Source organism: Sporosarcina cyprini (genome assembly GCF_022048975.1).
In the GTDB taxonomy this organism is placed as follows: Bacteria; Bacillota; Bacilli; order Bacillales_A; family Planococcaceae; genus Sporosarcina; species Sporosarcina cyprini.
Map to the genome: position 1 here is coordinate 1 of NZ_JAKMHX010000028.1, position 25,192 is coordinate 25,192.

Here is a 25,192-nt window from a genome sequence, read left to right on the forward strand (position 1 = left end):
TGAAGTGACCCCTAAAAGTTAGACACGGTATTACTTCAGGCAGCTTGGGTAAAATGAGTTCGGTATTGCACCGGACTCATTTTTAATTTTGCCTTCAACCGTTTTGTATTATAGTAATTGATGTATCTTTCCAGTTCTATTTTGAAATGTTCTACACTTTCAAATTCCTTTAAATAGAGGAACTCGGATTTCATAATGCCAAAGAAATTTTCCATCACAGAATTGTCGTAACAGTTTCCCTTGCGGGACATACTTTGCACAATCCCCCTAGACTCAAGTGCGTGACGATATTGCTTCATTTGATAATGCCAACCTTGATCCGAATGCATTAGTAGCTGGTGGTCCTCCGGCAAGCGTTCCAAAGCCTTCTCCAACATATCGGAAACAAGTGAATACGTTGGTCTTGAACCAATGGTATAGGTAATGATCTCACCGTTAAACAAATCCAATACAGGTGATAAATAAAGTTTTTCCCCAAACAGCTTAAATTCCGTAATGTCGGTGACCCATTTTTCGTTTGGGGCATCTGCAGTAAAGTTGCGTTCTAAATTATTAGGCGCGATTTTACCAACCGTCCCTTTATAAGATTTATATTTTTTCATACGGACCAAGCACTTTAAACCTAACTCTCTCATGATGCGCTGAACCTTCTTATGATTCACCTTTCGTCCACGATTGGCAAGCTCATCACGGATACGACGATAGCCATAACGTCCTTCGTGTTCTTCATAAATCGACTTAATTTCTGCCTTTATATCTGCGTCTGGATCTGGCTGATTCAGACGTGCCACCAAATGATAATACGTACTCCGTGGAATACCAGCGAGCTTCACGAGTAACTTTACCGGATATGCATGCCTTAGTTCAAAGACTACTTGCGCTTTGTCTTTTTTGGTGATTTTTCCTTGTTTTGAACTAAGGCATTCAACTTTTTTAAATACGTGTTTTCCATTTCTAGTTGTTTAATACGAGCTTCAAGCGCCTCAGTAGACCCTTTAACCGGTGCAGGTTTATGTTGTTGATTGGATTCCTTTTTCACGGATGGACGCCCCTTTTTCTTTGATTGAAGGGCATCCACTCCTTGTGTCTCCAACTGTTTCCTCCAAACTAAAATTGTAGAAGGGGAAGGGATCTTAAAAATAGCCGCAGTTTCATTTAAGGATGTGCCCTGTTCAATCATGTAATTGAGTACGTCCAGTTTAAACTGTTGTGTGTAAGTTGTACAAGACTTAATAAAAGCTTCGGCACCATGATATTCGTATTGTTTGACCCACTTAAGGATTGCTTTATTATCTGTCTGCAAAGACTTGGCTATTTCATGTGAACTTTCCCTGCCATTTAAATAACGATTAACTGCATGTAACTTATCTTCTACAGTAAATTTAGCCATAGAAAAACTGCACCTCCAATTATTAGATGGTGTCTAACAATTGGGGTGCAGTTCAATATTCAAGGTTTTTTTCTATTACCCTGTTTCATCTGATTTCATGTAGTATCAATGGAACGTAGTCAAAGCGTAGTCATTTATCTTCATCTCAATGTAGTTGGCAAACTTCAATATAGATTCTTCTTTTGCATACGTCACCCCATTTCAATATGAGTTATTTGGTAAACGAGATACAGTTCACTTTGCTCAAGTGACCGATGTTTTATTGGGTTATCTCAAACCTGAGGATTTCCTGCTGTTGAAATGATAAACCAAAAATTGTTAAAGAGTATCCGTACATAAGGATACTCCATTTGTACAAGGGATTTAATGATTCGTTGTAGAATGTTAAATTAATGCGCTAAGGAGTGATATATTTTGAAATTTGTATACTGTAATGACACTGGTAGAGAGATAGGTATCCATCCAGCAACAAAGGAACACGGGACAGAATGCGATATGTCGATAATTAAACCGTTAGAAGTTCGCACTTTTTATCTCCCTAACGGTACCTATCCTTGGGTTAAAATGTGGGATTATGGGGAGGAACGTGGACTTAGTATATTAGTTTCCCCTCATAAGGAAAGTGATTAGGCTAGTAGTGGATTAGCCAATTTAAAGCCGAGATACAGCTTTAAATAATCGACTATTATGTCATAAAAATTGCCTAAAACCTTCCTGGTATTGTCGGAAGGTTTGTTTTGTTTAAAGGAGAAAGAAAAAAAGAACGAACCTTTTTTGGTTTGAAGGTGTATATAGTGTGAAGTTACTAAAAAAGGGGGGAGTTAATTTGGCAACAGAAATAACCAAGGATGAGGCAGAAAGGATATTCAATGAATATTCTCCTTATGTATATAGGACAGCATTATTGCTTACGAAATCTGAAGCACTGGCAGATGATATAACACAAGAAACATTCATTAAAGCATTTGAGAAATACCATTTATTTGATCCAACACGACCTATAAAGCCCTGGATTTATAAAATCACTGTCAACACGTTCCGTAATATGTATCGTAAGCAAAAATGGCTTAAATTTATTGGGGTGATTCCTGATATATCCACGATTGAAAATACGGTTGAAACTACGATTTTACGAGGAGAACAAAACCGGGAGATATACAATGAAGTTGCAAATTTGCCAGCTAAAAGCAGAGAAGTAATCGTTCTTTATTATTTTGCGGAACTAAAGATAAGTGAAGTTTCATTAATACTGGATATCCCTATAGGCACTTGTAAATCAAGAATAAATAGAGCTATAAAACAGTTGCGTTGCCAGCTGCCAGAAAATAAATTAAACCTTAAACGAGGAGGAGAAATTCATGGAGAAATTTAATCAAGACGTTAAAAACCATCTGTACAAAACAGTTGAGAATTTCAATCCAACGGTTGGTTTCGAACAAGTATGGAATAGGTACTCGTATAAAAAAAGTAAGAACAAAAAGGCTTATATCCGTCCAAAATTATCATATATCATAACTGCTGCACTATTACTTTTGGTAATGGTACCTGTTAGTGCTGCGATCGGACCGCTTGAGTGGAATGGAATAAAGATTACTTTGACAAAAGCTAATGATACTGGTGAAAATGCAAGTATAGAAAAGGAACTTTTATCCGGGCACAGTCCTATCTACAAAGAAATTGTCGATTATATAATCAAATCGGATGTTACATTTTCTTTGAAGGATGCTCAAAAGGAATTTCAATTTTCAATTTTAAGACCTGAAGTAGCATTAACACCAACAATGTCTTTAGGAACAATTAATGAAGTTGTTATACTAGAGGACGATGACAGGGAAAAGGTTGGTGGCTACAAGCAGGCTTTTCACGATTTTTATGAAACGGAAAATCAGTGGGCTGTCGTCACACAATTTTTAGATCAAACAACAACTGACTATTTGATTGGAAATATTGAGAGTATGCCGACTACATTTGTGGGTGATTGGGAAATTGTTGAGATGAGTGAAAACAAGATGGCAATGTTTATAGAAGGTGATAAGCTGAATAAAGAAGGCGATAAGGTGAATACATTAGTACTTAATTATCAAATCGATGATCAAAAAGTCATTATGTTGAATTTAATGGGAAATCAATCTAAGGAAGAGTTATTAAAACTTGCAGAGGCTTATAATATTCATATGGAAATGTCTATTAACTGAGTTTGCCATGTGCAACACGGCCGCAATACAACCAATACCAAGTGGCAATGAGTATTTTTAGCTGCAATGGGAGAAGGCGCATTGTACAGAAAGGGCAATGATTTTTTCATAAGGTTAATAATTGATCTCTAGAAACGGGCACTTTTCTTGAAAAAGATTGAAGTTTGGTGAGGTATTTGAAGAAAAGTGAACTTATAACTCAACTAAAAACTGCCCCCGCAACGTAAATTGGCCAAACCTAGTCAAAAACGTAGTCAAACTTATGCATTAACTACTGTTAACTCTAAGAATCATTGGCCTTACAGCACTTTCATGCGTATCGGGTTCGACTCCCACCGTCTCCATTTTGCAATTTTAATGAGTTTCAATGAGATGAAAAAGCCTTGATTATCAAGGCTTTTTCTTTTTTGCAGTGTCATTAGGTTTCAGTGGATTTAAATTACTCAGTACCTAAGTCAGTACCCGTTTTCTGTTGCATAATAAGATAGTTCGTAAACTTATCGACGACACCATCTTTTGCGTCTTTGGATAAATGTGCATAGATGCTCAATGTTGTCTGTACATCTTTGTGACCCAACCGGTCCTGTACTTCTTTAATAAGGATAGTATAACTACCAATCATCATAACAGTTACTATTATTCGGGAAATTAGATTCATGGTATTGTATAATAGTGGAAAAGAGAGAGTTCGAATGTCGAAAACTGTGATGCCTAATGTTTATGAAAGATCTTTCAATTGTCCCAAGGTGGGAAGTGTTATGTCTCAAGAACATCATGAATTAAGACTTAACTCACCTTCAGAACTGGATATATATTAGACATAAATAGCATCCCGTTGGTTTTTCATGGTGGTAAACCCATTAGGTTTGAACTAAGAAGGAGATGTGCAATGTGGTAAACATACATCCAAACGCACTTGAAGCACTAGCTGTGACAAGAATTGTGACATTAGCAATGCAACCAGGTACATTATTAGAGCCATCCATCCCTATTGGTGATAAGGGGGTATCATTTGATGGTCACATTTCAGTTTACAAAGATAATTCCTTAAAAAAATCTTCTTTATTAGGAAGAGTTCCTGTTCAAGTAAAAGGGAAGGCTGTTGAAAAATTCTCTTCCTTACAAACAAAATATTCTAAATTAGAGCTTGACGATTTGAGAAACTATTATAACGAAGGAGGAGTAATATTTTTTGTCTGCGAAGTCATGGAAAATGGGAATGTTGAGGTCTTTGCAAAAATTTTGTTACCATTAGATTTGAAGGCATTAATAGATGGTTATGGTCAACAACAAACAACAACCATTAATTTGAACCATGTCAAAGACCTGAAAACACTTACTGCTATTTGCAATCACTTTCTGAAAGAACAAAGAAGACAGCCTGTAGGACATATCGGAAAGCATTCTTTTCATTCACGTAAATACGAGAAATTTACAGTATCCAGAATTTCATTTGCACCATCTAAGGAACAAAGTACCTTTGTAAATCATGAAATGTATTTTTACGGGGTTGATGATGGTATAGAGTTTCCCATTGGTCTTATGAAATTCGAGGAATTTGCTAATGAGGGTACAACATATATAGAAATTAACGGAGTTTTAACCCCATATCATTATAAACTTTCTGAGTTGAGAGAAACGGATGAAATTATACTTGAACATTCGTTTTTAATTTCTCATAATCGTAAAACAAAATCGGTAAGATTTAAATTATTAAATTTTTATACATTAGAGTCTTACCAGAAGGTTTTATCGCTTTTAGAAAAGATTGAACAAGATAAATCAGTTTCAATGTTTGATGGATCTATTGAAATCACTGATTTAAAGTGGGACGATGGTGATTATGCTGAAATAGAAGAAGGAATAACGTGGTTAAGAAATATGACGAGAGTCTATGACAAGATAGGTATCCCACATGATTATGTTTCAAAAGGTACTTATGAAAATTTGAATGATTACCTACAAAGCCTAACAGAAGCTTTTATTGATGGAAACTATGATTCCGTAATAAAGAATTACCCTTCTGATATAGGTATGTTATATATTCGTTTGGGTGAGGATCATATTCTCACGTTCTATTCTCCAAATGAAGTGGAAAAATTACAGAGTGTTGCAGGAGAAAGCTTTAAGGATAAGGAGATTTCTTTGAGATTTGACGAAAGTTTAGAACAGTTCAAAATCAGTCCGTTTCTATTAGTTGATCCGGAGGGGTTGTTAACTGCAGCAAATGTAACTTTAGAATTAGTAAAGGATTCATTTAAACCCGATTCACATGTCTATAATAAATTTACATACCAAAAAACAAACCAATTTTGTTTAGAATGTCTAAATGCTTACGATAAGACTAAGCTGGTAGATTATCTTTATCTTGTTGAAACGATTTATGATCACCTTCTAGCCAATAAGATTTCGGAAGGCGATTATTCAATTGCTGCTATCAACTACTATCAGACACTGTACAGGAAGGATAAGGTGCTATCAGAAAATAAGCTTCAACACATTGTGGAAATTAAAGAAAATCCAGAAAACGTTGAAGATATAATGCTTCGACTATGCTGTAATGTATTATTACAAAATGTATTGGAATCCAAATATTATTTTAATAAATTGAATTCGAAGCAAACAGAAGATTTCTTAACTTTTCCAATTTATACTTTGTACCAGCAATTAGTCGATGAAGTATAGAATACAAGGAAGTATTAATAAGACCAAATTTTGCAGATTACTTTTTCTTTTGGAAAGGAGGTTCTTCATGCTTAGAGAAGAATTTATAGAAAAAATTTTTGGGTATGACAATAGAAATTCATTAAACAGTATTTACCATGATGCATATGTAATTCTTGATTCAGAACAGGAATATCAACTTTTTATCAATGAATATTGGGGTAAAGATAGTTCGCAAAAAGAAAGGTATCCTAAGTTATACCAAGGTGCCGTGCTTAGAAAATATAGAAAGGATAAAATAAAGCGGCTTAATATAACCAAGCAAGAATTTTTAATTGAGTATGATAAATGTGGGAAGACTGCACTTCAAAATTTGTTTCAGGAAAGTGTACGGGATATACATATGAAGGGTTTCTTTCGAATGTTAGGAGAAGAATCAGTTGAATTAGTATTCGATACTTTCTCCTTTCGAAAAGAGGAAAGGCTTCTGCGTATGACAACCGCCTCAATACGTTCGATTTATGAACTCGAAAAAAGATTTTATTTGAGAGAACAGAGTAGAGTCAAATTAACCTATAAGTCAGAAAACGATATTTCGATTGTTGATGTGGAAAATTTCGATACATTCAATACTAAAAATCACAGTGAAAAGGAAATTATGATTTCACGTTTGGTTAGGGATACCGCTCTTACAAAAAAACTTAAGGAGCTTTATGAAAACGAATGTCAAATATGTACTATTAAACTTAAATCTCCTCGTGGATTAATATCCGAAGTACATCACATTCGACCTTATAATAAAACACATAAAGGAGACGATGCTTGGGGTAATATGATCGTCTTATGCCCAAATTGCCATTCACAATTCGATAACCTTTATTTTGCAATTCATCCAGGAACAATTATTCTACACTGTGTCGATGAAGATCACCCTTATCATGGAAAAAAGATTGTGACCCGAGACGGTCATAAGTTTGAGTTGATTTATTTAGAATATACTTGGGAGAAATTCATTGATATTCAAAATAATCTGGCACGGGGATAAAATGAATATTAATTTAACGAAGGTTCTGTGAATAGGTTGGAAGAAATTCCAAAAATCATTCACTCTTTTAGTGGACTTAGCGAAAGAACAAAAGAATTCGTCGTCCATACGAACGGATGGAGACGGCTATTAAAAGCATACTTGAAAGCACTCCTAACGGGTGCTTTACTTGAAAATCAGTGAGCTGCTTAGACGGCTCTTTTTTCTTGTTTAAGGGGGGGGCAGAATAGTTCAATAATTAATTAGAAAATAATGTTAGAATGTTACTATAGATAAGGGGGCATTATATGGTTTTTGAGATACTATCAGGATGACTTTCGGTTGTAATTACACTCGCATTTGGCGTAATACTAATTGTTCTATATCCATTAATAGATATGGAAAATAAAAACTTTGTCTGGTTTTGGTAATGGACGTTTTAGTCGTATCGCTTTATTATGGTTCATCTTTGGTGATGAGATTATTAGATAAATCAGATACTTAAATATGACTACATTAAAAATTATTGTCTTATAATTGGAGGACTTTAAATGCGATTAAATTATATTGAGCTGAAAAACTACCGAAGTTTTATCGATGCTAAAATAAGTTTTGATGAAAAGACACTAATTATCGGAGCAAATGATATTGGTAAAACTAATGTTTTATATGCCTTACGACTGCTCTTAGATAAATCATTATCTGAAAACGACTTAGAACCGCTTGATGAAGATTTTTGCATTCATTCAGGTACAGAAACCAAGGAATTTTCTATCACTCTTCACTTTGTCGAAGCTGTTGAAGAGTGTATTTTGTCATGTTTTAGGGAACTTATCAGCGATGAAGACGAAGTCTACATTAGGTATACAGCTACACGAACTAGGATAGGTGGCACGAAAGATTATAAGCTATTTGTAGGGACATCTCCTGAAGAACTACAACTAGTTACAAGTAGGTTTTATTTAAGAGCATTGAACATGAGATACATTAGTGCCACTCGACAAATAGACCAATATTTAAAGAGTCAAAAAAATAAGCTCTTAGAATATTTGCAAGATGCTAGGTCGGAAGAGGAAGAACAGTCAGATAACGCAAGGTTTGAAGATTTAAGTGGTCGTATAAAAGTTATAGAAAATGAATTGAATACATTATCCTTTATTGGAAAAGCTGGAGAAACTCTTAATAACCAATTAAGAGACTTGTCAGAACACCATCAAGAACAGAAATTGAAGTTAGGTGTCGATTTACCATCAAATGATGATTTATTTAGAAAAATCAATCTTCTATCTAGTATTGGAGAACACACTATTCAATTGGGTGGTGAAGGAAGAAAGAACCAGGCTTTTATTGCTCTTTGGTCTGCTTTAAATCAAATTTCTATTAAGGATGGACAACCTGATGAAGTTTCTATTTTCTGTATTGAAGAATCAGAAGCACATCTTCATCCACATCAACAAAGAAAATTGGCGGAATATCTAGTTAAAGTATTACCAACGCAGGTGATCTTAACAACTCATTCTCCTTATATTGCGTGTGAATTTCAACCTAATTCAATTATAAGGTTGCATACGAAGCAAGGTTCTCCAGCTACAGTTTGTAATCAAAATGGAGTATCGAAGGAATTGGGAGACCATATTAGAGCGATGGAATATCGTTTAAGTCCTCTTATTGCAGAGGTATATTTTAGTGACTGTGTACTTCTGGTAGAGGGGACTTCTGAAATTGTTTTTTATAAGAGTTTAGCTCATGAAATAGGAATAGATTTGGACAAGTTAAATATAAGTGTTTTATCTGTTGAAGGTGTCGGTTTCACAAGATATATTGATTTATTAAATGCACTGGGTATACCTTGGGTAATGAGAACGGATAATGATTATCAAAAGTACAATCGACCAAAGCAACAGTTAAAAGAAGCATATTATCTAACTGGAATAAGAAGATTAATCACTATTTATTCTACAAAATGTTCTAGTAAAGTGCCAATTGGAGAACAGCTTTTAAATCTTGAAGAATTGATTTTTGAGAACAAAGAAAAACTCACGGAAAACTCTGGTGCAAGTAATTCTCATAGGCAGGAAATGTACGATTTATTTTACCAACCACTAAGTAATTACGGTTTGTTTTTAGCAAAAGAAGGATTAGAAGAAGATATTTATCATTCAAATAAAACTGTCCAAGAGTCAATAAATCAGTATTTTTCACCTAGACAAGAGGATGAAGAAACTTTAGTGATTCAAGATATGGTATCAGAAATGAAAAGTAAAAAATCTACATTTATGTATTACTTTTTAGAAAAAAATAGAGGCTTTTTAAGTTCTTTGAAGGATGATCCTTTAGCGGGACCATTGTATGCAGTTCAAACCATTGTACAGCAAATGAGGGTTGGTAATCATGGTGAACTTTGATCCGACACCTCAACAAAGTACCATACTAGGATGGAGTAATAACGCAGTAATTATTGCTGGACCTGGAAGTGGAAAGACCTGGACACTTGCTAAAAAGATTCAACAAGTTATATTGGATTGTAGAGAATACCAAGGAGTCATTGCTATTTCTTATACTAATAAAGCTAGTAAAGAATTAGAAAAGAGAGCAAAATTATTATGTAATGATACAAAGCAATCTTTTTTTAGTACAATCGATAGTTTTTGCAGTTCGGAAATCGTTTTGTCTTTTGGTAAGAGACTGATGGGAACAAGCTTAGGACAAGTCTTAGTTGAAAAAGTCCGGGACGAAGAACAAGAACGACTTATAATTTCTATAAAAAACGAAATAAAATCGATTATTGAAAAATATTCGCACTACCCCATTCAACAATTATATGACCAAGGAATTTGTGTATATGAAGAATTAGATCCTTCTTATAGAGTATATTTGGAAGAACGGTTTCTTTCGGGTTACTTTGATTTACATTTAATTGGTAGCATGGCGAATTTAATACTTTTGAGTTCTGAAACATGTGCTAAATATCTAAAAGCAAAGTATCGATATGTATTTATTGACGAATTTCAGGATTCGGATTTCGAGCAATTTAGCCTATTTAAACGGTTATCAGAGATTGGGATAATCAGCTGGGCAGTTGGTGATTTTAATCAATCCATATACTCGTTTAAATCTGGTAGTCCTGAGTATATGGAACAACTAACAACAATGGCTAATTTCGAGAAATTTGATATGAATATTAATCATCGGTGTCATCACTTTATTCAAAATTACGCAGACCTTTTTTTATGTCTTCAAAGAGGTATGGACCTTACTTCTGTTCCTGAAGGTGATAGTAGAATCGCTAGGGTCTCATTGACAGGAACGCAATATCAAATTGGATATTGGTTGAACGAATCCATTGAAAAGATCATTGAAATAACAGGTGTTAAAAAGAAGTTTGAGATTGCATTGCTAGGAAGAACAAATGAAACATTGGAAATGATATCAGACGTATTAACAATTCCACATCGATTACAGTACAAATTACTCTTAAATGACGACAGAAGTATTGGTGGGAATATGCTGCGACTATTGTTCATTTTATCATTTAATCAGAAAGAGTATACCGCTAAGGATTTTATTGAGAGTTATTTTGATTCCCGTGTACGAGGAATAAGAAAAAATATAGATGCTGTTAAGGATCTAATAAAAAAGTTTAAACTAGAATGTCAAAACGAAGCTACTGATGTTAATAAAAGCGAAAGAGTAATTAGTATTTTTAGTGAAATAGTTCGAAATATTTATCCTGATTATGAAATAAGCGAACTCACCAAAGCAGCTTGTGAACAATTGTTAAACAATCCAATGTTACTTGAAAATTTTAAGCCATTTAAGGAAGATGAGATTCAATTATTAACTATTCACAGTTCTAAAGGGTTAGAATTTGATGTTGTTTTACACTTAGACTTATTTGAAGATACGTTCCCGGATTTTCGTTCAGTGGGTGAACCTGTAAAACTACGAGAAGATGAAAATCTGCATTACATAGCCCTAACAAGGGCTAAAGAGTATGTATTTCTAATTTCAAACTCTATAAAGCGATTTTATTCATCAAATGCACAAAGGTATTATGAATTTGATAAAAAACCCTCACCATTTATTTCAGGTTCAATCGAAGAGTATCAGTTTACTATAGAATAAGCACTATTAAAGTAACGAGTAATCCGGTTCATCGCGTGGGGAACATCGAACAATAAAAAGCGGGTTAGTTAATAATCCGCTTATTTATTTGTCTCGAAATCGAACGTGTGTACTAAAATTACTTATACAACAATGAGTGATGAATAATGCTTTATTCAAAAAGAAGTATTTACACCATTAATGAAAACGAGGAACAATTCAAATGATCATTAAACGTTCGTCTTCATCGGTCATCTAGATATCTTCCATACCGCCTCTATAAAACTTCTCCCATTGGAACAAAATTTATTGATAAACGGGCTTATCGGTTATCAAAATGAAGAACATCACTGCCATCTATACCATTGTACAGAAGGTAACGCGGCAGTTTAGTTGAAGATGAATAATGTCTTGCAACAAGGATGGACTACCCAAAATTAGGTATTTATGTTAATGTTATTTATAAAGATTGGTAAAAATCTATTGCTGGAGGACATCCAATGGAATTAAAAGTAGTGCATTCAGTGGAGTTACCTTTTATATTAAATCTACCAAATGACACCTATGATACAAGAGTTGAATTTGGGGGAAATAGTTATCAGGTTGGTTTGCAAATTAGTAATACAAAATATAAAGTAATGACAACCTACCGAGGGAAAGAAGCATACATGGAAGTAGAAGAAGATGAAATTTCTACATTAAGTGAAAAAGAACAAAATAACTACAGAGAGAAATTACGTACTCATATTAGTTGGGATTTAAAAGAAAGCAAAATTTATACTAAACAAGAGTTAGATAGTGTAAGTGAGGAAAAAAGACTAAGTGAATTAACGACTAGTATTCTGATGAATAAAATTGATTACGAAGATGACCTAGAGGCTACTACACAAAAATTGTATTCAACTTTCACTGAGGAGGAAAAAGTAGAATTAAGCTACTCGTTCCTTATAAATAAAGAGCTTTCTAGATTAACCAATGCAGATTTGTTTTTAGAAGCAATTAATCAGTTAATAAAAGCATATTCAGTTTTCAGAAATGATTATTTTGTTGAAAAATGCTCTTATCACACATTACGAGGTGTCCAGATAACTCGATTTGTTGATAACGTTCAATGGGATGATTTCAAAAGAATAGAGAAATTACCTCCTATGATGAATAAGCCCTGGTTATCTGATAACACCCAAGACGAATTAACAGAGTTTCAAAACAACTTGCGCGCTGGAACAGAAATCGATCCCCTCCAATCTTTAATATTGGTCGCTAAGAATCTATTAGAGAAGAGTGAGACAAGATCCGCGATTATTAATATTTCAGCTGTACTTGAATATTCAGTAGAAAGAAAAATTAGAAATAAACTTCTGGCTAAAGGTAAGACTGAGCGAAGTATTGACAGGTTATTAGATAAAACTAAGATGAACTTCAGAGAAAGATGCGATAAAAATCTGAAAAATGCAACAGGTGTATCGTTAGTAACTAATTATCCGGACGAATGGAGAACAGTTCAATTTTATAGAAAAAAATATAGGCATTCAATAGCCCATTCGGTATTTGAACCAACACCTGCAGACACTAATAAAATGATTTTAGAGTTCGAGAAAGTAATTGCTATAGTTGAATCGTTATAACAAACTACATTAGTTGAACCACTAACGGGTACTTTAGCTAAAGATCATGGGGTTGCCATAGGCAGCTCTTTTATCTTATTAAACTAAAGGGGCAGCAAAAGAATAATTTTCCTCACATCACGAAGTGATGTAAACCGTTCATACTTCAATGTTTATAGAGGGAGTTTAGTTGAATAAGGGATGATTGTAACTGAAGAGGACAAACAAAACCTAAATATAATTTAGGGTGATGAAATTGGATAAGGATAAACCTCTTCTATTGGTTTTATTTAGCATACTAATTTGTGGGTTGTATTATGGAACAGTAAATGCAAATGTGAACGATACTACTCCTTCCATTGAGGAAAAAATCATTGAAGGCAAACAACTCACTCCTTTAGAAAGCCAATTAATATCTTTTCTGTATGGTTTGATGGTAGACGAACCGAAACAAGCCGTTGAATTGTGGATATTAGGCGTAAATAATCGAAGCGGTTCTGTTCAATATGTGATGTTGTCCCCTTCACTTCGAAAACAATCAAGGAGTAAGTTTGAGGAAACTCACTGGATAACAGGTCAATCAAGCCCTTCGGTTAGTAACTTTCGTTTTACAAAAGTAGAAAAGCTTAGCGAATCCAAAATGCGGTATACCGTTAAATACGATTTATGGGCATCATATGGAGATTTTGGAGGCGGGGAGAAGATAATAATTGTGGAAAAGAATTTAGAACCATCTAAAGAGTATTGGTTTATTTCATCAATAACAACGAAATTTAATCCATGGGAAGCATTTACCCCAGCCGAGACAGTTTTAAAATGAAAATATTGATTGAACAAACGGTAGTGCAGCAGTTTAGTTTAAGAATCGATGTTGTGTTAACCTGGTGTACCCGTTCTGAAACAATTTTCATCCTCTGTGGTGCAGTGTTTTTTTGCTGCATGGATTGGCTAACGGGTGCTTTAGTAAAATACCTCTCTAAAAAAACGCTCAAATTTCTGTGCTTTTTTTCGTGTTTTTTATTGCACTTTTCCCGATCAACCGAACCCGTTACTCTGGTATAACTACCTTTTTACGGTATAACTACCTTTTGATTCTCAAAAGGTAGTTATACTTTTCTTATTCTCCATACGAAAAAGACGGGCAATTCCCCCGTCATTAGAATTTGGCTTCAGAAGTTGCACTATGCAACATTTGAGTTTTATCGTGCATACTTTTATATATATGATACTTTGTTCGGTTCGTATGTTCATAAAAATCCATGCAATCTTCCATCATTTTTAGAAACTTATCATGAGGCATGGTTTCATTAAAATAGAAAAGTTCTTTCATTATTATCAACCTCCCCATAATTTTATATCACCGTTTTACAAATAACGGCGATTTCAGTCAAAAAGTTTAGTGATACAAAAAGGAGCCAATCCAACGTACTAGCCCAAAGTTGGGAGACAGATGAACAGATATTATAAATTCACCAATGCGAAGCATTGACTTTATATATACCAAACATTTTAAGGAGTATTGTAAATTAACAAAAGTTAAAAGATATTCATATTTAAAATGAATTAATTGGCTGTGTAGGTGATATTCTTTGAAAAAACGGCAATATATTAACGTAGAACAGTTTAAACAAACGAGCTGTTTATTCACCTGATTCAGTAGGACTATTGGTTGGATGGAAAATAAACGGACTGCAAGCTCTGAAAGAGCTGAAAGAAGTCTACACGTCCGATTGGGAAATGCTCCCTGTATATATAAATCAATTGGAGAATAATTTACAGGGGTTCTTGAGATAACCTTCTACAACCCTAATCATAATCCTGAATTGGATGCAGTATATTGGCTGGACTGAAAATAAGATCTCTACGATAGAATAGGGATAAAAAAGTCTTGTCTCCGTAAGTTTTGGACATATGAGTACCATTTTGAGTACCTAAAATTTAAGTAAGGCGTAAATAACCTTCATGAGCCTTGCTGTAATAATGTTTCGTTGAGAAGGGAGTTCGACTCCCACCGTCTCCATAGTAGATAAAGAAAGCAATGTGAGTCCTTCTCGCATTGTTTTTTGTTTTGTATTTGTTTCATTTGCAACAATTTTTCTAGAAATATTGCTAGTGATTTCGTAAAGATTTTTATAGGAAATCCTTCTTGCCATTTTGTTAAAATATCTCATTCTGTATGGTCGTTAAGTGCTCTTTTACATGAAATTCGTTTAGAACACTACAATTGGTGAATTGTAAGGATATCAATCTATTACTAGAGGGAGTGTGTGTGATGAAAAAGTGGACGTGGCTGATGTTGCTTCTCGCATGTGCTTTTGTTTTTGCAGGATGCGCCGATAAAAAAGATGACTCAGCTGGCGAGGTCGATGAGGAGACTGCAGCTGATCCGGCGGAAGATGGTGTTGAAGACGATGTTACAGATGAGGGTAACGTGCCGCCTGTGACTGTACATCTAAAGGATCGAGACGGAAAGTCGGTCGGAACGGCTGAGTTGAGCGAGGAAGAAGAAGGGCTGCGAATCATGGTGGACGCGAAGGATTTGCCTGAAGGAACTCATGGTTTTCATTTCCACGAAAAAGGTGTATGTGAAGCGCCTGACTTTGAATCCGCGGGAGGACACTTTAATCCTACCGATGCCAGCCATGGATTTGATCACAAAGAAGGTCCGCATGCCGGTGATATGCCGAATCTGGAAGTTGGCGCAGACGGAACGGTGAAAAAAGAGTTCACCGTGAAAAATCTCACATTGGAGAATGATGAAGAAAACTCACTGTTTCAGGATGGCGGCACAGCCCTTGTCATTCACGCGGAAGCAGATGATGGAAAGACCCAGCCATCCGGCGATTCTGGAGACCGCATCGCTTGTGGTGTAGTGGAATAATTCCGTTCGGTTAACTGCCTGCCGAATAGAGTAAATGAAGAAGCCAACCGTTTAAAGTTGCGGTTGGCTTCTTTCTATCTATCGGCTCTGACTATAGGAGAATTAATCGTATATAACATTTTTCCCTTCTTCACTTAACTTTTGTAAAGATGTAACCATATGGTTTATTTGTTCATCAGAATGTCTTTCCCATGAGCCTAATTCTGCTATTATTTTCAAAGGAGATGTAGACCGATAGGATCGTTTCGGGTTTCCGGGAAATCTTTTGTCCGTTAAGTTTGGATCATTTTCAAAATCACCTAACGGTTCTACGATATAAATTCTCTCTTTTGAATTAGACCTAGCTAATTCAGCACCCCATTTAGCAGCGTCTAACGTTGCGGTAAAATAGATATGGTTAGATTTTTTATCCTGATAATTGGAGAAGTGCAAAGGTTCGAGAAGGTCTCCAATTTCCAGCTTTGCTTTTGTGCCATGAAAGAACGGTCCAGGATCTAAAATATTTTTGTTGTCAGCCATGTAAATACACCCCTTAAGCTTTTTACTTGCGAATTACAGTATAAGGGATGGGATGGGTGGAAAAGTAGTCTATAATTAATTATTGGAAGATGTTATAATATAAGTAGAGGATAATAATATCGAAAGAATTACTAAAAAACAGCCGAATGGAGGGGACCCCCTTTTCATCCGGTTGTTTTTCTTCATATACATCATTTAACGCATATTAGTTTCATCTTACCAATATTTCATCAACTACCCGCTTGGCAAAAAAACAACTCCTTTTAGGGAAGATAGATGACTTGGCTAATAAAAAGGAATAATTCAACATAATATTATTGAGGAGGTATAGAAGTGGAATGTAAGGTTGGAACAATAATTTATCCCTTGCCGGACGATAGTTTAATTATTGAAAAGGAAGGTAAGTGGAGAATTAATTTACCGGAAAAATATAAAGAATTTATAAAGAAATATAACGGTGGTTCTCCAATAAAGGAGAGTTTTAAGTGTAAGGATAATATGTACGCGATTGATAGGTTTTTATGTATTCTAAAAGTAACAGGTGAAATAGAAGATGACTATTACGATATAGGAGTAGTTAGAACACAACTAGAAGAAAGAATTGTGTTTGATGAAAATTTTGTAGGTACTGAACTGTTACCAATAGCTGTTTTATTTGCAGGTGACTTTGTTTGCTTAGACTATCGGAGCAATGTTGAAGAGCCTATTGTATGCGTTTGGAATCATGAAGAGTCTTCAGATTTAAATCCTATAACTGATTTTATAAGTAATAGCTTTGAAGAATTTCTAAATATGTTAACAGACTGATACTGTAGTAATTAAATCTTGATAGTGCTGATTTAATAATCGCTAGCGATAAACCAACATCATGTTAATTTAAGATGACAGGTTCTAAAACAATTCAGGAATCAACAATTAGAACCTGCCCTCTAACTATTCCCTTACCAAAAGTAATTGGCCTCTCCCAAATCCCATTCATTTGAAGCTATCCAAGTTCCTTTCTTCCTTTTCGGCATGTTCTTAGGAACTGAAAATGCCAATGCAAATAGAACCAATCCCCACACAACCAAAAGAAGTCCTGATCCAAATAACTGTTGTTCATCAAAGAACAGTCCCTTTAAAGGAACATAAACAAACAAATAGCCATTAAATATTAAGGTTAGAAATAAATGAGCAAACATATCTACTGGTATTCCATATTTATAAAAAAGATAAACCAATCGAAGTTGAAAAAACCAATAGGCAAATGACAATGTGAGCACCACTATTATTCCCACCCATTCCCCTCCTAGCGTAGTTCTTCATTTATCCTAGTATACTGAATAAATAGAGGGAAATCTCCATTTCTCGTAACATAGTCAGTTATTTAATCATGATTTAGACTCATTAGTATCATAAGGAGGTTGATTTGGTTGAATGGCAACTTGGAAGAGTCAGAGGGCAAAGAAGATACTCCACGCGAGATTACGAATGAGGAAGCAAAGCGACTCGATGACAATATAGAAGAGGTTGAGGATGAAATCGACTTAGATAGATATATTAAGACAACCGCGGCAAAAATAGAGCAACGCCTTTCGGGGATAGACTATTTAGAGTATATGCAAGAAGTTCGGAAAAAGGATCGAGAAAGAAGGGAGGAGGAGTTACGAAAAATTTTGGAAAAACATAGTATTACTTTTGAGTATAAAAAAGAATGAGAAAAAGGTTGAGGGTACTGGAAAAGTCCATCCTTTCAAAGTTAATCTGAACCCTCCGATAACTTCATTTTGTGATGCCAAAGTTTTTTGGCTATATGACATATTAGTAAGTACACCAGGCATTAAATAGTACTTCAAGGAGTTTAGTAGCATGAGGAGGTTGAATGGGATGGATGAAAAGATGGATTGGTTAAAGTATATAGATGGTGCGTATAACGAAAAACTCATGAGGGAGATAATGGATAAGGACAAGAGGAGAATGGATGAAGAACTACAAAAGATACGAGATAAATATGCCAAGTTAATCAAGGAGCCTCAAGAAGAAAGTGAGAAGGCTTTACAAGATATTCGCCATAGAAATGGTATCAATTTGGAGGACGGAAAGTTTGAGAATTGACTAGATGGCACTGAAAAAGTCCGGTCGGAATTTAATGTGTATCGGGAACGCTAATCTTCATTTCCCAACTAGATGAATTCTGGTGTTCTTTTTATCTTGAATGAATTAGATTGCTTTTTCGATTCATTAGATGTAGATACACATAATGCGGAATGAGCGGGTGGCACACCATTTCGAAAGGGTGTGTTTACATGTTGACTTACAAAGCAATGAGTATGATGTTCCAACTTGCAATGTTTCATCAGCAATGGTGACAGCTTGGATGCCGACATTCCTATAAACAACAAAAGGAAGGTAACCACCCTCCGCTAAGTGACAAGTAAGCAGGGGAGATACTCTCCAATAAAAACTCTCTATTACTGCCGACGGCTCTTCATTCGGATGTCTGCTACATTGACAGGGTGTTCAAGCACCCGGTCTTTTTTTGTTTCCGTTAAGTTGCCTGGTCCTCGATCAGAAGCTAGCTATCACTTTCCTAGCTCACTTCCCACCCTCCACTCTTACCAACTCTATCATCATCTTTCCCTTGGGATCCGTACGCTTCACAAACCTAATACCTCTCACGAAGAGCATCCTTCGGAAACTTCAAGCGCCTTAAATCGTCCTGAATTGGCGGAAGGGCAGTCGGGATGAATGCAAAGAAAGCAGAGCCCGCTATGATTCTCCACTTCAACTTGGAAGTTTTTAACTTGACGAAAAGCCTCAAGAGGAGTACTATGTTTTAGTTGTAGAAATAAATTAACTTAAAAATAACATTTTCCGTAGATCAAATATGAAATTAAAAAATAAAAGGTTGGTGGTTACATGAGAAATCAATGGAAAGTGAAAGATTTTTTTCTACACAACTTTTTAGGATTCTATGCAGTCGCCGTCTTGTTGTTATGGATGAAAACATATATCGCTCAAACCACTCAATTTGATTTAGGGGTAGAAGGAGCACTTCAACACTTCCTGTTACTGCTCAATCCGCTCGGTTCAGCGATGCTGTTTCTAGGCATTTCATTCTTGTTTAAAGGTAAGAAAAAATATACAGTGCTCGTCGTCGTATACACACTGATGTCGATTCTTTTGTATGCGAATGTCGTCTATTACCGGTTTTTCAGTGATTTCATTACACTGCCTACTTTATTCCAAACACAGAATTTCGGGGATCTAGGCGGAAGTATTTTGTCTTTGCTACAACCTTTAGATGTTTTGTTCTTTGTGGATGTATTCGTTATGATGTACCTTCGATTTTCTCGTAAGGTGGAAAAAGGGACGAATCGAGTTGGAACTAGAACAGCGTCTGCCATTATTGCTGGCGCATTAGTCATTTCTTTGATTAATCTAGGACTGGCTGAAGCAAGCCGTCCGCAGCTGTTGACTCGTGGCTTTGATCGAAACTATATAGTGAAATATCTAGGCATGTACAATTACACGATTTATGACTCGGTGGAAACGGCGGCCGCTTCCACGCAGCGAGCGATGGCGGATAGCAGTGATATTACCGAAGTGATCAACTATACACAATCTGCTTATGCCGAGCCGAATCCGGCCTACTTTGGGAAGGCCAAAGGAATGAACGTCATCTATTTGCACTTAGAATCATTCCAAAACTTCCTCATTGACTATAAATTGAACGGGGAAGAAGTAACGCCGTTCTTAAATTCATTAACAAAAGATAAGAACACCGCGTATTTCGATAACTTCTTCCATCAAACGGGCCAAGGGAAAACGTCTGATGCGGAATTCATGTTAGAGAACTCCCTATTCGGGTTGCCGCAAGGATCTGCTTTTATTACGAAAGCTCAAAATACGTACCAAGCTGCGCCAAGTATTTTGAAGGATTACGGCTATACATCGGCTGTCTTCCACGGCAATAACGGCAGCTTCTGGAATCGAAACACTATCTATAAAGGATTTGGATTCGACCATTTCTACGATGCGAGCTATTATGATACGAGTAACCCAATCGACATGGCGGAATATGGATTGTTGGATAAACCGTTCTATGAACAATCGGAAAGTATGCTAAGCTCTCTGCCGCAGCCTTTCTATACGAAATTCATTACGGTTGCAAACCATTATCCATATGCGATGGATCAGAGTTTAGTGTCCATCGATAAAGCTCAGACCGGGGATGCCAGTGTGGACGATTATTTCCAAACTGCGCGGTACACAGACGAAACGATTGAAAAAGTCTTCACCCGCTTAAAGGAAATGGGCTTGTACGATAACTCGGTCATTGTGTTGTATGGTGACCATTATGGTATTTCCGAGAACCATAAAAAAGCGATGGCGCAAGTTATGGGGAAAGAAATTACTCCTTTTGAAAGTGCAAACTTGCAGCGCGTTCCTTTATTCATACACGCTCCTGGATTGAAAGGCGGCGTCAACCATACGTATGGTGGCCAAACAGACCTTCTTCCGACGTTGTTGCACTTGCTGGGAATTGATACGAAAAACTTCGTTCAATTCGGTTCCGATTTATTCTCGAAAGAGCATAATGAAGTAGTTCCTTTCAGAAATGGCGATTTTGTCAGCCCGACGATCGATTCCATTAATGAAAAGTATTACGACAGCCAAACAGGCTTGCCACTCGACGAAAGTAAATTGGAGCAAGCGGAAGCGATGAAAAAAGAAGTGGCATTTAAATTGGGGCTATCCGATAAAGTCGTCAATGGCGACTTGTTGAGATTCTATACGCCAAAAGGCTATACGCCTGTCGATCGATCTCAGTTTAACTACACCAAAGATGCAGATGTACAAGCTGGTGAATGATAGATAAAAGCAAAAGAAGCATGTTCTCTCCTGAGGGGGGAGGGCATGCTTCTTTTTTGGTAATATCTCCTTTGGTGCATTCCCGCATGCCGAATTCCAAAGCATGTGAGTGAGAGTAACTATCAGAATAGCGCTCAACGCTTAAATTTAGGACTGTCTCCTGTTTCCTAATGTAACAAGGATTATCGTTAGGGAGAGGACGATCATACAGATAATGACAGTAAGTGTAATGGCGGGATATTGGTTGTTGAATCCAGTTTCTGATGTATGTTTAGAGTAGATACCGAAATAAGCCCATAATACAGCCAAACCATATGCAGGGTTGTGTAAGCGAAGCATGGTTGTCACACTGATGATCGTTCCGATAATTAGTATGAGTATAGTCCATGTCACTTCAGACAGACCAAATCCATCCCATTCGATCGAGACAAGGAAAGCTGTAATGTTGGCAATTGTTGCGACTGTTATCCAGCCAAAATATATACTAAAGGGAAGTTTGATAAAAAAGCTCTCTTTTAAAGAGAGGGAAGCCTCTGCGGTCATTCTGTTGATGATGATTAGGCATAGGAGCAATCCGACCATGAGAATGACAGAAAGGAAGAGTTTTTCGTAATGCCATGCTAGTATCCAAAGAGTATTGAGTATAGAAGAAATGGAAAAGTAGATGCCGACTGGTGTTAACAGACGGGCTGTAGAAGGTTTTTGCTTTTTATGAAAGAAACCGAGTTGGTAAAAAACGTGTAATGCCAGTAAGACATATATGACGCTCCAGATTGAGAATGTAAAGCCTGCAGGAGCAAATAAATTACTGTATTTCGCTGAAACTTCCCCCGTCGTTTGGCCATTAATGGGTAAGACGTTCGCCAATACATTGGTGACAATCATTAAGACATATGTTAGAACGATTATTGTATTTAACCATATTCGTTTGCCTGTTAACTTCATCGAATCCTCCTTTCGTGAACACCATAGGAATGATCTGACCGGGCTTACTACTCTTTGCTAGGAAACGCCCTTCTGAAACGATAGTGATAACTGATCGCAATCCCAAGCACAGGCAACGATATAACGTCCCCTTATTTACCTTCCTCCATCGACACCAATTCCGTAATAACCTTTCCATTTTCACCTGTACTCTTTATAATTCCAACCCCTTCGGCAAAGTACTCTCGTGCGCCATTTGGATACTTAAGAATGACGGTATTCGTAAAGGTACCAGCTTTCACGGTCACAGTTTTTGTCGTGCTTTCGACCAACACCTTCTGCTCCTCGAACATCATAGACGAATCGGTTACTGACGCTCCTTGTTTCAATGGATAGGGAACATTGACGAAGATGAAGTCGGAGCTCGATACACCCATCAGCAGCCTTTTGCCGTCTTCGATATAGGTGAAGTTCGATAAATCCGGGTAGAGTGGGCTCTTTTTATTGTATAAGTACGTGTAGTCGTCCTCTTTTTCTACGTAAAATGTCTCTTTCTTGTCTTCCAAAAATGATGGTTCGTACGTTAAAATCAACCCTGCTTTAGGCGCCAGGCCGCCGGTAACAGTTGTGGCTGCAGCTTTCGGATTTTTCTTTGATAAGGCAGATGTATACACAAACCCTTTGTTTTTTCCGGCTTGCACATAGGACCACCCATTTGAGGAAGACAATACAGTTACCTTGGAATGGTTTTTTATCGTACTGATTTTAGTGGCGTTTTGCTTTGGTTTGTCACGCAAAATAATATCTGTTTTCGCGTTTACATACATGTCGGATGCCGCCGCTTGCGTTGTCTGAAGCGGAAAGGCGTAGGCATAACCAATCATCAGCATCATTATAGCTAGGAGTGCTTTTCGAATCGTGGATCACCCTTTCATCTCGTTCGTGCTAAACGAAGTTATGAAGCTAGTTTGGAAATTAGAACCCTTAGACTTCGTCATATCTTCCAGTTCAATTACTTAGAGGTTTCGTTGAGGTAAGCCTTAAACATCTCCCCACCGCTTGCAGTTCAGTTTCTGCTAGTCACCCCAATAGTTGTAAATATTAAATACCCCGTCTTTCAACCATTTAGTCATTCCCATTCATCCTGATATATTCATAATAGATGTGTCACGGCAAAGTCCGCTTCATTCTCCTTTTAGTCTGATTGCCGGCATCACTTATGCTAGTGAAGTTAATTTTGAGGTGGAAATTCTCAATTAAAATGCAGCAGATTTGTTTCGAGTCCATACGTCATATGGCTATACACATGTCGATTGATAACAGTATAACCACCTTGAAAATGCAGATGAACAAGCTGATGAACGATATTGTTTTGCGAAAGAAGCAAGTCTTTCCAGGGGAGGACATGCTTCTTTTTGTGTCGGCCACCCATTAAGATTGACCTTAAGTGATATCTGTTCTACTATTGGTATAACAAGAGCTTGTAATTTTATACCTAGTAATATGTGAAAATGTCGACAGCGTTATTACGGGAGAAAAGGGGTAATCTTTTTGAGTAAAATTAGAAAGAAAAAAGGTAAGAAGATCTTGCGTGTTTTTGCATGGATCTTAGGGATCATTGTTTGTTTGAATGTAATAGGATTTGCAGTCAACAAAATATTCTTTGCAAATGAGTTGGAAGCGATCTCGCCTTACGGAAAAATGGTTGAAGTAAACAATCAGAACATGCATGTCTATTCAATGGGACAAGGAGAGAAAACGATTGTTTTGTTACCTGGCTTTGGGTTGCCTTTGCCGAGTGCTGATTTTGGTCCTTTAATGAGAGAACTCTCGAAAGACTATACTGTAGTGACTGTTGAATATTTTGGAATGGGATTCAGTGACGAAACAGATACACCACGAACAAATGAAAATTATATGGAGGAAATCAGAACAGCATTATCACAGGCTGATATTAAGCCGCCTTATGTCTTAATGCCGCATTCTGCGTCTGGAGTTTATAGCGAATATTATGCATCACAATATCCTGAAGAAGTCTCTGCAATTATTATGCTGGACACAACTCCAACAGTAAGTATGGGATCAAATTTACAAACTTTCATGTTGGCGCCTAGAAATGTGAAAATCATATATGGTTTTAGTACATTACTTCAAGAAACTGGAGTAAATCGGATCATCAATGGATTGCTACCTTCTGAACAAACAGTTGAAAATGACTATACCGAAAAAGAAATCAGTGATAATAGATTATTTTCTTATCATGTTGTCAACGATACCATCATTAATCAGATTTCGAGTTTAAACGACAATATCAATGAAGTAAACAGCATCGTCTTCCCTGCAGAAGTGCCTGTACTGAAACTAATATCCTCGGTCTCCCAAAAACAATTAAAAAATGGAGAAGAGATTCAAAAAGATCATGTAAATCGCCTTGGTACAAATGCGGAGTTCCAGATTATTGACGGCTCTCATGGGTTCTATCAAACTCATGTTACAGAGATCTGTGATGCCACAAAGAATTTCCTTGATAAAATTGACTAAAGTGTTTTGAAACAAGACTTAAGGGAGCTGGAGATACAATATAGGCTCCCTTTTTATATTTTGTTAGGAATGTACTTCAACAATTCAAGACGAGGGTTAGGCTGAAATAGGAAACGAACTTGACGTATTAATCATTCTATTCTTCCAAAGAACTCAACATCCAAAATTTAAAGCATTACTGATGCTACATTCAATAAGGAAATATACCGGAATTCCGATAGGTAACGGTTAACAAGAAAACTTAAAGTTGAAGCCATTTACAGCTGTAAATCGAAAGGGTTTAGTGGAATCAAATAGATTGCAGCAAATAACTTGGCTGCATCTCTTTACTTGCAGTCAGTCCAAATTTGTAACAGCAAAGTTACATGCCATTTGAACAACTTTGTGATAATATAATACCAATTGAAAGAATAATAACAACTTTCAAACGTCGTTCTATATTGATTGGGGGGACAAGTCCACATGTAAACGCAAGATCGGTCATACAGTGGG

At 36.3% G+C, this 25,192-nt stretch carries 20 protein-coding genes; 14 read left to right on the top strand and 6 right to left on the bottom strand.

What is annotated here, in order from left to right:
* Window positions 1-35: 35 nt before the first annotated feature.
* A protein-coding gene (locus L7D49_RS11260) for an IS3 family transposase (protein ID WP_238080140.1) occupies window positions 36-1,390 on the bottom strand; the annotation gives its coding sequence in 2 pieces (ribosomal slippage) (window positions 36-937 and window positions 937-1,390; 1,356 coding nt in all).
* Window positions 1,391-2,216: 826 nt separating this feature from the next.
* Here L7D49_RS11260 and L7D49_RS11265 point away from each other — a divergent pair.
* Window positions 2,217-2,762: an RNA polymerase sigma factor gene (locus L7D49_RS11265; RefSeq protein WP_238080942.1), complete on the top strand. Its 546-nt coding sequence runs from the start codon at window positions 2,217-2,219 to the stop codon at window positions 2,760-2,762.
* A complete protein-coding gene (locus tag L7D49_RS11270; protein WP_238080943.1) occupies window positions 2,749-3,585 on the top strand; it encodes a hypothetical protein in 837 nt (278 codons plus the stop codon). Before L7D49_RS11265 ends, L7D49_RS11270 begins: the two co-directional genes overlap by 14 nt.
* 439 nt (window positions 3,586-4,024) lie before the next feature.
* Here L7D49_RS11270 and L7D49_RS11275 read toward each other — a convergent pair whose 3' ends face one another.
* Window positions 4,025-4,162, bottom strand: coding sequence for a hypothetical protein (locus L7D49_RS11275; protein WP_238080944.1), 138 nt, complete (start codon window positions 4,160-4,162; stop codon window positions 4,025-4,027).
* A 314-nt stretch (window positions 4,163-4,476) separates the two neighbouring features.
* Here L7D49_RS11275 and L7D49_RS11280 point away from each other — a divergent pair, with 314 nt between their 5' ends.
* The 7 genes from L7D49_RS11280 to L7D49_RS11310 all read left to right on the top strand — a co-directional run bounded on the left by L7D49_RS11280 (window position 4,477) and on the right by L7D49_RS11310 (window position 15,862).
* Window positions 4,477-6,270 (top strand): hypothetical protein, encoded by a 1,794-nt coding sequence (locus tag L7D49_RS11280; protein WP_238080945.1) that lies wholly within the window; start codon window positions 4,477-4,479, stop codon window positions 6,268-6,270.
* Between the two features lie 67 nt (window positions 6,271-6,337).
* Window positions 6,338-7,294, top strand: coding sequence for an HNH endonuclease (locus tag L7D49_RS11285; protein WP_238080946.1), 957 nt, complete (start codon window positions 6,338-6,340; stop codon window positions 7,292-7,294).
* Between the two features lie 530 nt (window positions 7,295-7,824).
* Window positions 7,825-9,678 carry an AAA family ATPase gene (locus tag L7D49_RS11290; RefSeq protein ID WP_238080947.1) on the top strand — a complete coding sequence of 618 codons (1,854 nt, stop codon included), beginning with the start codon at window positions 7,825-7,827 and terminating at the stop codon, window positions 9,676-9,678.
* The gene (locus tag L7D49_RS11295; protein ID WP_238080948.1) at window positions 9,665-11,398 is read left to right on the top strand and encodes a UvrD-helicase domain-containing protein; all 1,734 of its coding nucleotides are present in this window, start codon (window positions 9,665-9,667) and stop codon (window positions 11,396-11,398) included. Before L7D49_RS11290 ends, L7D49_RS11295 begins: the two co-directional genes overlap by 14 nt.
* A gap of 479 nt (window positions 11,399-11,877) precedes the next feature.
* Window positions 11,878-13,002: a hypothetical protein gene (locus L7D49_RS11300; RefSeq protein ID WP_238080949.1), complete on the top strand. Its 1,125-nt coding sequence runs from the start codon at window positions 11,878-11,880 to the stop codon at window positions 13,000-13,002.
* Between the two features lie 229 nt (window positions 13,003-13,231).
* Entirely contained in the window at window positions 13,232-13,801 is a 570-nt protein-coding gene (locus L7D49_RS11305) for a hypothetical protein (RefSeq protein ID WP_238080950.1), read from the top strand.
* Window positions 13,802-15,253: 1,452 nt separating this feature from the next.
* The gene (locus tag L7D49_RS11310) at window positions 15,254-15,862 is read left to right on the top strand and encodes a superoxide dismutase family protein (protein WP_238080951.1); all 609 of its coding nucleotides are present in this window, start codon (window positions 15,254-15,256) and stop codon (window positions 15,860-15,862) included.
* Between the two features lie 102 nt (window positions 15,863-15,964).
* On the opposite strand, the gene arr is transcribed toward L7D49_RS11310, so the two are convergent.
* The gene (gene arr / locus L7D49_RS11315) at window positions 15,965-16,381 is read right to left on the bottom strand and encodes an NAD(+)--rifampin ADP-ribosyltransferase (protein WP_238080952.1); all 417 of its coding nucleotides are present in this window, start codon (window positions 16,379-16,381) and stop codon (window positions 15,965-15,967) included.
* 333 nt (window positions 16,382-16,714) lie between these two features.
* Between arr and L7D49_RS11320 the strand changes: the two genes are divergently transcribed.
* A complete protein-coding gene (locus tag L7D49_RS11320; protein WP_238080953.1) occupies window positions 16,715-17,188 on the top strand; it encodes an SMI1/KNR4 family protein in 474 nt (157 codons plus the stop codon).
* Between the two features lie 134 nt (window positions 17,189-17,322).
* On the opposite strand, the gene L7D49_RS11325 is transcribed toward L7D49_RS11320, so the two are convergent.
* Window positions 17,323-17,658, bottom strand: coding sequence for a hypothetical protein (locus L7D49_RS11325; RefSeq protein WP_238080954.1), 336 nt, complete (start codon window positions 17,656-17,658; stop codon window positions 17,323-17,325).
* 135 nt (window positions 17,659-17,793) lie between these two features.
* Between L7D49_RS11325 and L7D49_RS11330 the strand changes: the two genes are divergently transcribed.
* The 3 genes from L7D49_RS11330 to ltaS all read left to right on the top strand — a co-directional run bounded on the left by L7D49_RS11330 (window position 17,794) and on the right by ltaS (window position 21,235).
* On the top strand, window positions 17,794-18,078 hold the full coding sequence (locus tag L7D49_RS11330) for a hypothetical protein (RefSeq protein ID WP_238080955.1): 285 nt from the start codon (window positions 17,794-17,796) through the stop codon (window positions 18,076-18,078).
* 169 nt (window positions 18,079-18,247) lie between these two features.
* A complete protein-coding gene (locus L7D49_RS11335) occupies window positions 18,248-18,475 on the top strand; it encodes a hypothetical protein (protein ID WP_238080956.1) in 228 nt (75 codons plus the stop codon).
* An 804-nt stretch (window positions 18,476-19,279) separates the two neighbouring features.
* Window positions 19,280-21,235, top strand: a complete 1,956-nt coding sequence (ltaS, locus tag L7D49_RS11340) for a lipoteichoic acid synthase (protein ID WP_238080957.1) — start codon at window positions 19,280-19,282, stop codon at window positions 21,233-21,235.
* A gap of 147 nt (window positions 21,236-21,382) precedes the next feature.
* Here ltaS and L7D49_RS11345 read toward each other — a convergent pair whose 3' ends face one another.
* On the bottom strand, window positions 21,383-22,180 hold the full coding sequence (locus L7D49_RS11345; protein ID WP_238080958.1) for a tryptophan-rich sensory protein: 798 nt from the start codon (window positions 22,178-22,180) through the stop codon (window positions 21,383-21,385).
* A gap of 131 nt (window positions 22,181-22,311) precedes the next feature.
* Window positions 22,312-23,052, bottom strand: coding sequence for an SH3 domain-containing protein (locus L7D49_RS11350; protein ID WP_238080959.1), 741 nt, complete (start codon window positions 23,050-23,052; stop codon window positions 22,312-22,314).
* 658 nt (window positions 23,053-23,710) lie between these two features.
* Here L7D49_RS11350 and L7D49_RS11355 point away from each other — a divergent pair.
* A complete protein-coding gene (locus L7D49_RS11355) occupies window positions 23,711-24,700 on the top strand; it encodes an alpha/beta fold hydrolase (protein ID WP_238080960.1) in 990 nt (329 codons plus the stop codon).
* The last annotated feature ends 492 nt before the right edge of the window (window positions 24,701-25,192 follow it).